Source organism: Bacillus sp. V59.32b, assembly GCF_003429085.1.
Taxonomy (GTDB): domain Bacteria; phylum Bacillota; class Bacilli; order Bacillales; family DSM-1321; genus Peribacillus.
Map to the genome: position 1 here is coordinate 19,949 of NZ_QVTC01000027.1, position 7,086 is coordinate 27,034.

The window sequence follows — 7,086 nt, forward strand, 5'->3', positions numbered from 1 at the left end:
AAGGGAAGCGATGGAAAGCAATTACAGCGTGAAACAAGCAGCGGGAACATCCGCTTTCCTTTTGGCGGGACTCTTTATCGGCTGTTACCTTGCTGGAGTTCAAAGCGTATTCCTTCTCTTTGCAGGGGTTTGGACTGTCATCATACTGGCTGTATTGGTAAAACCGCATATCAGCTTTAAACAGCTTTCAGTTATTTCGATGTATGTACTGGTGGCCACCACGTTTCTTAACCAGTCTGTTTTAAGCATAGAATTTGGGTTCTTCACCTTGTTTCTCTACAGGTTGGCGCTGATCGGTGCAGCTTTCATTTTTCTTGTGCACGTGGCAAAGGACAGAGAGCTCCCCGATTATTGGAATGAAGTACAGGTGAAAGGCGTTATGCTGTTTCTTCTATTCTGGCTCGCGTATGGCGGGGTGTCCCTGCTCTGGGCAAGTTCGATTGTGGATGGAATCAAGTACTTGTTTCTATTGGGAATAGGGATTTTATTTGTTTTCCTGGCAGTCTTTACGTTTACAAGCATTAACCGATTGCTGCTGGTTTATGGAATATGGATGCTGATGACCGTCTTTCTGATGATAATTGGGATCTTGAATCATGTTGCCCATTTTCAGCTACCGACCTCAACGCTTTACGGGGGTCCGGAATATAAGCTGTCTTACCCAACATCCGTGTTTCATAACCAAAATGATTTTGCCACATTTTTAACGATTTCATTCTTTTTTTATATAACAGCAGCGAAAAACAGCCAAAATGCAATAGTGAAAACAGTGACGATTCTCCTTGCTTTCATGGCTGTTTATCTCATTTATTTAACTGAATCCAGAGCAAGCATGCTCGGAATCATCGTAGGGCTGGGCATGTATTTCTTTATTCTTCTTCCAAAATGGCTGAAGAAAATAGCAGTGCTAAGCGGTATTGCGATAGGGCTTATTGGTGCCATAGTGTTTTTCGGCAAGTTTGTGAATTTATTTTCTAAATTGTTTATCGCTTCCGGAAGCCAGCCGAATTATGAAGTATTGTCATCAAATGTGGCAAGATTTAATTTGCTGAAAAACACCATGCATTACGTAGTGGACACTTATGGTTTTGGAGTGGGTGCAGGAAATATACCATTTTATCTAAAAAATAAGCCGATATTCAACACCAATTATGTAGTTGAGGTCCATAACTGGCTCGCTGAAATTATCGGTAACTTCGGGATTATCGTGTTTTTAGGATATGCCCTGATGTATTTCTACCTTTTATACCGTCTTTACAAAGCCTATGGAACACGAGAACGGAAGGATAGGATGCTGCTTGAAGCGTGCATGCTCGCGCTAGTGGGCTTTCTGATCTCCAGCATCAGCCCAAGTACGATGATCAACCTCTATTTCCACTGGGTTTTTATCGGATTTGTCATTGCTGTTGTATCTGTATTTAAAGCGAAATCTATGAATTCAATTTTGGCTAAGGAGTAAGACTCTCATGGAATCCATCGTTAAAAGATTGACTGCAAGAACAAAGAAATATTTCTTTTTACTGCTGTCCGTTCCGATCATTCTCGGTGCTTTGGGCTGGCTGCTACCGGCAGGAAAAGACCTTTCGGGACCACCTTCTGAAGCAGAGATTTCACTTGGAAGCTATGAAAATCTCGATTTTAATGACCAAAAACAAGTGATTGTCCTCCTATCAAATCTGCCTTTCTATCAAGAGCATTTACCGGATGTATGGAGGGACCATGGAGAAGATATCCTCAAGGATCTGAGGGTGACCTCTGTATCGGAGCAAAATATCAAAATTTCTTATAGCAACCATCCTCAAACTGAGTCCGCTAGAGTGGTCAATAAGATTGCGGATGCATTTATGGAACTGGACAAAAAAAACTTTGAGCAAAAGCAAACGATCATAAAAGAATCTATTGATGCGTTAAAAAACGAAGAAGTTGGACCTGAGGCAAAGGTTGACCAGCAGCGGTTCCTGTATGAGCTGCAGACAGCCGGGCTTACGATAAAGCCGGCGGTACTGCTGAAATCTCCTGAAACCGAAGCACAGCAAAATGTGGCTCCATCCTCAAAAAAGCGAGCGGTTCTGGGGGTATTAATCGGGTTAACACTTGCCCTGCTGTGGATTGTTATCCCTGAATTGGTTCGTGCTCAACCCAAAAAATAGGAGGTCTTTCTGTGGATCGAAAGCAGCCCCTTGTTTCAATTATCACACCTTCATATAACGCGAGTGAATTTATAGAACGCACCATTACTTCTGTTAGGAAGCAGACCTTTCAGGATTGGGAAATGATTATCGTTGATGATTGTTCAACAGATGATACCCGCGACAAATTAAGGGTGTATGCAGAAGAAGATAAGCGGATACGGGTTATCCATCTGAAAAATAATGGCGGTGCCGCGATTGCCCGGAATACAGCCTTGCAGAATGCTGAGGGAAGATATATCGCCTTTCTTGACAGCGATGATTGTTGGAAACGTGACAAATTGGAAAAGCAAATCCAATTCATGCAAAACAACAGCTATGCCTTCACATTTACTGGCTACGAGCTCATTGACAATGATGGGAATCCGGTTCATAAACAGGTGGAAGCCCCTAGACGAATTTCATACGAGGATATGCTGAAGAACACGATTGTCGGTTGTTTAACCGTCATGATCGATCGGCAGCAAACAGGGCCGGTTCAGATGCCGAACATTCGCACACGCCAAGATTTTGCCACTTGGCTGTCTGTTTTAAAAAAAGGTTTTATTGCTTATGGCTTAAATGAGAATCTCGCTGAATACCGTGTCGGGAACTCCTCTATTTCTAAAAACAAATGGAAGGCAGCCAAAATGAACTGGTTTGTGTATCGCAAGGTTGAAAAATTAAACGTAATAAAAGCATTTTGGTGCTTTTCCCATTATGCATACCATGCAGTGGTAAAACGAATCTAGAAAGGGGGGGGAAGAAATGAAGAATGTACACATCATCGTTGCCACGGGCGAGTGGGAGCAAGACAATCTGCGCTACAGGCGCCATCGCCTTGCCGAATATCTGCAAAAACAGCCCGAAACGAAAGAAGTCATCTGGCTGTGCCCGGCCCCTCACCAAACGGAAGCTTCTTTTTCTGTTTTGCCGAACGGAATTAAACAGTGGCTAGTACAGGATCTCTTGCCGCAAAAAATGTTTCGATTTGGCCGCTACGTAGACCGCTTTTATAAGAAAAAAATAGAATTTTTCCTTTCTTATTTAAAACAATTCCAGGAACAATATAACCTCATCTTGTGGTATACCTTTCCGGGCTTTCCAATGCTTGCTGATCTCTTTAATTGGGACAAGGTCATTTACGATTGCAGTGATTTATGGGCTTCTCCAATAAGCGGATCGCAGAATGTCCTTTCTGCTTTTAGGGAAAAACTGATTTCCTCCGCGGAAGACCGCATTGTTAAGCGAGCCGAAACAATCTTTTGCACATCGGATTATTTACGGGATAGAATTGTTGCAAAAATTGGCGTATCAGCTGCTGGACATGTGCGTACATTTGAAAACGGCGTTGAGTTTGATTTGTTTGCTAATCAGGTCCAAAAAGTCGATGGAGTTCTTCCAGCAGATTTTGAGGGAACAGTTCTGGGCTTTATAGGAGGCGTTAAACCGAAGCTCGATCTTGCTCTGATAAAAAAAGCAGCGCAGCAAAAAAGAGACTGGCTGTTCCTGTTTGTTGGTCCCGATGGAACAGGGATGAATCATGAATTTCAACAGCTGCTAAAGGAACCCAATGTACTTTGGACAGGAAGTGTTCCTCCCTTAGAGGTTCCTAAATATATGAATCTGATTGATATCGGTGTGATGCCGTATAAGCCATCTCCTTACAATCAGGCAGTGTTTCCGCTTAAATTGTTTGAATTCCTTGCTGCAGGCAAGCCTGCCGTGGGAGTTCATCTGCCATCGACTAAAAAATATGCTGAGCATGCGGTCTATGCTCATTTAGAAACGGATGGGGCCGATGAGTTTATTCGGGCTTGTGAAGAGCTTGAAAATGAAGCGGACTATGGGGACAGACGGAAGATGCTAGCTAAAACGAAGGATTGGGACGATCTATTTAGAGCAATGGTTGAAATCGTTTTTGTAAAGAATGAAACGGCGTCTGTTAACAAAAGATTAACACCGCGGTAATTATCTCTTATCATGTGCAGGTTACAATGGAACTATAATTCAGGGGTCATCTATTAACCAGCAATACCAGTTCTCCAAATTTCTGGTAGGAGGTAAAGATGTTGCACATTTTAAATATCCTGTTCCTTGTATATGTCTCGGCCTGTTTTGTCGTTATCTTTTTTTATTCATTTATATCACCTTATCGGAAGAAAAGAGGCCCAATCTGCCCAGAGCGTTATTCTTCATCTATGGCAAAACTTTTCAAATTCATTCAAAAGGGAAGTGGCTTTCATGAAAAGAGTGCGAAAAGCAATTATACCAGCAGCGGGCCTGGGAACTAGATTTCTGCCGGCGACAAAAGCGATGCCAAAAGAAATGCTGCCGATCGTCGATAAACCAACGATTCAATATATTGTAGAGGAAGCCATTGAATCTGGCATTGAAGATATCATCATCGTGACCGGAAAAGGAAAACGGGCCATCGAGGACCATTTCGATAAGGCTGTAGAGCTCGAACAGAACCTCTTGGAAAAAGAGAAATATGAACTGCTTGAAAAGGTACAGCGACCTTCCAATTTCGACATTCACTACATCCGCCAAAAAGAGCCAAAAGGTCTTGGACATGCAGTTTGGTGTGCGAGAAACTTCATAGGCGATGAACCATTTGCCGTATTGCTAGGAGATGACATCGTCAAAAGTGATGTCCCGTGTTTACAGCAGCTCATCCAAATTTATGACGAAACACAATCTTCTGTAATCGGTGTCCAGCAGGTCTCTGATAGCGAGACCCAGCGCTACGGAATCATCGACCCGGCTTCACGGTACGGCAGACGTTACCAGGTCCAGAATTTCGTCGAAAAACCTAAACCAGGCACAGCTCCTTCCAATATAGCGATCATGGGTCGATACATTCTGACTCCGGAAATATTCACGTTCATCGATCAAAGAGAAACCGGAACCGGTGGAGAAATTCAATTAACAGATGCCATCCAAAAATTAAATCAAATTCAGCGAGTATTTGCTTATGACTTTGAGGGGAAGCGCTATGATGTTGGGGAAAAAGCCGGATTTATTAAAACAACGTTAGAATTCGCTATGCAAGATCCTGTTTTGAAGACCGAGATAATGCCCCTTATGCTCGAGTTGTTGGAAAGTGAAAAAGTATTGGATTAACTTTATACAAGGAGTGAGGCACCCCCGGGAGACTGTGATGGGGTGCTTAAGTGTGTTGGACTTTTTCATGGGTCATTTTGTAAGATTAATGACTGGTGCTACGGCTGCTACTTTTTTTCGGATGCTTTAAGATCGCGAACGCGAGAAAACTGCAATGGCCACGAGCTATTCTTGCAGATTTGGACTAGCTGCTAGCCCATCCGGCTGGTTCAGGTATTGCCAGGACCCAAGAAAGTAATGATATTGCGGCAATCCAAATAAAATAGCCACTGTTGAGAAGTATATTAATAATTAGCCGAGAAGACTTAGCCGAAATTGGCTAAGCTTTTTTTATGGGCTTGTTTGAAAATAGATTCTGCCCTTATTTTCTCCTGCTGAAGGTAAATCCATAGAATGGAGAATTCTTTTTGAAACATGCCGCGAGGAGATTTGGAGGAAGTCCCGGAATTCGGTATTGGTAATTGAAGGCTTAATGAGATGAAAATAATCGTGAAGGGCCTGAAAATGAGCATGTTTAGATGGAGAGTGGCATGACGGACAAAGCCAAAAACCTTTTTTTCGGATCATCGGAAGATTCGAACAGGAAGGGCAAATAACACCGGTCAGCAAGTCTTCGCAAGGAATGGCATAGGTTTCGAGAATGTTGGTGTTGTGGGGGGAATGCTCTTTCAATAAAAGGCGGGACAGTTTTTTTAGCTCTTTTTGAGAAATAACTTCTTTGCTATGTTTTCTTTCCAATTCTTTTATTTTATGTTCCAAATCCGCGGAATGGCATATTTTTTCGTATTCTCTCGAGTAACCGGATTTCAGCTTGATGACGGTGGATGGATTGCTTATGATAACCAGAAATTCTACAGGAAGTGGCTTTAATGTTTTTTCTTCTATCCACGATACAAGCTCCCGCTGATGCCGCTTTACTTGCAAAATCGGATCGGGAAATCCTTCCTCTTTGTCATTAAATGTCCTGATAAGCTGATTGAAAGTACGGTCAAAATATAACGTACCGGAAATATTCTTCACCTCAATGATCAAGGCGAAATGATTTGAAAGAACTAGACTGTCGATTTGAAAGTTATATGTCCCGTTGTTCAAACATAAGTCCTGAAAGATATGATACTTGTGTTCGGGAAGAGAATCAAAGTGAATATCGACTGACTCCTCGCCATTGAATCCAGCTTGCCTTTTGGCGAGATCCCTTTCGATTTTCAGCCGTTTTGGATAAGCGGGGGGAAGACGTCTCAGCAATGCCTCCAATTTAACTATTGTTAATGGTAGTTCTCGACTTTTGGCAATCATTCTCATTACTCCTTTCTGGTTTTTTATAAAAATTCTTTATTTACCTAGATAATCCTGCATGGGGATGAAGAAATTTTAATAGGCAGGTAGTATTTTATTTTTATGATCGACTATGCGAATATATGAGCGATGCCACAAATTTATGAAAGATGATCCAAGCTTATGAGCGATAATCCAGAAATATGGGCGATTATCTGAATATATGAGCGGTTATCCAGATATATGATCGATTATCCGAATATATGAGCGATGCCACAAATCTATGAATGATGATCCAAGCTTATGATCGATAATCCAGATATATGGGCGATTATCTGAATATATGATCGGTTATCCAGATAAATGATCGATTGTCCGAATATATGAGCGATGCCACAAATCTATGAATGATGATCCAAGCTTATGAGCGATAATCCGGATATATGAGCGATAATCCGGATATATGGGCGATTATCTGAATAAATGAGCGGTTATCCAGATAAATGGTCGATTATCC

The 7,086-nt window shown here is 42.0% G+C and carries 6 protein-coding genes; 5 read left to right on the forward strand and 1 reads right to left on the reverse strand.

Translation table 11 applies throughout. From position 1 onward, the window contains the following. The first annotated feature begins 10 nt into the window (after positions 1-10). The 5 genes from tuaE to galU all read left to right on the forward strand — a co-directional run bounded on the left by tuaE (position 11) and on the right by galU (position 5,294). A complete protein-coding gene (gene tuaE, locus D0463_RS07525; protein WP_117306766.1) occupies positions 11-1,459 on the forward strand; it encodes a teichuronic acid biosynthesis protein TuaE in 1,449 nt (482 codons plus the stop codon). A 7-nt stretch (positions 1,460-1,466) separates the two neighbouring features. Continuing rightward, complete coding sequence (locus D0463_RS07530) at positions 1,467-2,150, forward strand: GumC domain-containing protein (protein ID WP_117306767.1); 684 nt, start codon at positions 1,467-1,469, stop codon at positions 2,148-2,150. Positions 2,151-2,161: 11 nt separating this feature from the next. Further along, entirely contained in the window at positions 2,162-2,920 is a 759-nt protein-coding gene (gene tuaG, locus D0463_RS07535) for a teichuronic acid biosynthesis protein TuaG (RefSeq protein WP_117306768.1), read from the forward strand. Positions 2,921-2,936: 16 nt separating this feature from the next. Then, positions 2,937-4,139: a teichuronic acid biosynthesis protein TuaH gene (gene tuaH, locus D0463_RS07540; protein ID WP_117306769.1), complete on the forward strand. Its 1,203-nt coding sequence runs from the start codon at positions 2,937-2,939 to the stop codon at positions 4,137-4,139. A 273-nt stretch (positions 4,140-4,412) separates the two neighbouring features. Further along, positions 4,413-5,294: a UTP--glucose-1-phosphate uridylyltransferase GalU gene (gene galU, locus D0463_RS07545; protein ID WP_117306772.1), complete on the forward strand. Its 882-nt coding sequence runs from the start codon at positions 4,413-4,415 to the stop codon at positions 5,292-5,294. A 330-nt stretch (positions 5,295-5,624) separates the two neighbouring features. Here galU and D0463_RS07550 read toward each other — a convergent pair whose 3' ends face one another. Beyond that, complete coding sequence (locus tag D0463_RS07550) at positions 5,625-6,590, reverse strand: nuclease-related domain-containing protein (RefSeq protein ID WP_117306770.1); 966 nt, start codon at positions 6,588-6,590, stop codon at positions 5,625-5,627. Positions 6,591-7,086 lie beyond the last annotated feature (496 nt).

Bases quoted from the DNA above. Each gene is read 5' to 3' on its own strand.
- tuaE (WP_117306766.1), top strand. From the start codon at position 11: ATGGAAAGCAATTACAGCGTGAAACAAGCAGCGGGAACATCCGCTTTC.
- D0463_RS07530 (WP_117306767.1), top strand. From the start codon at position 1,467: ATGGAATCCATCGTTAAAAGATTGACTGCAAGAACAAAGAAATATTTC.
- tuaH (WP_117306769.1), top strand. From the start codon at position 2,937: ATGAAGAATGTACACATCATCGTTGCCACGGGCGAGTGGGAGCAAGAC.
- galU (WP_117306772.1), top strand. From the start codon at position 4,413: ATGAAAAGAGTGCGAAAAGCAATTATACCAGCAGCGGGCCTGGGAACT.
- D0463_RS07550 (WP_117306770.1), bottom strand. From the start codon at position 6,590: ATGATTGCCAAAAGTCGAGAACTACCATTAACAATAGTTAAATTGGAG.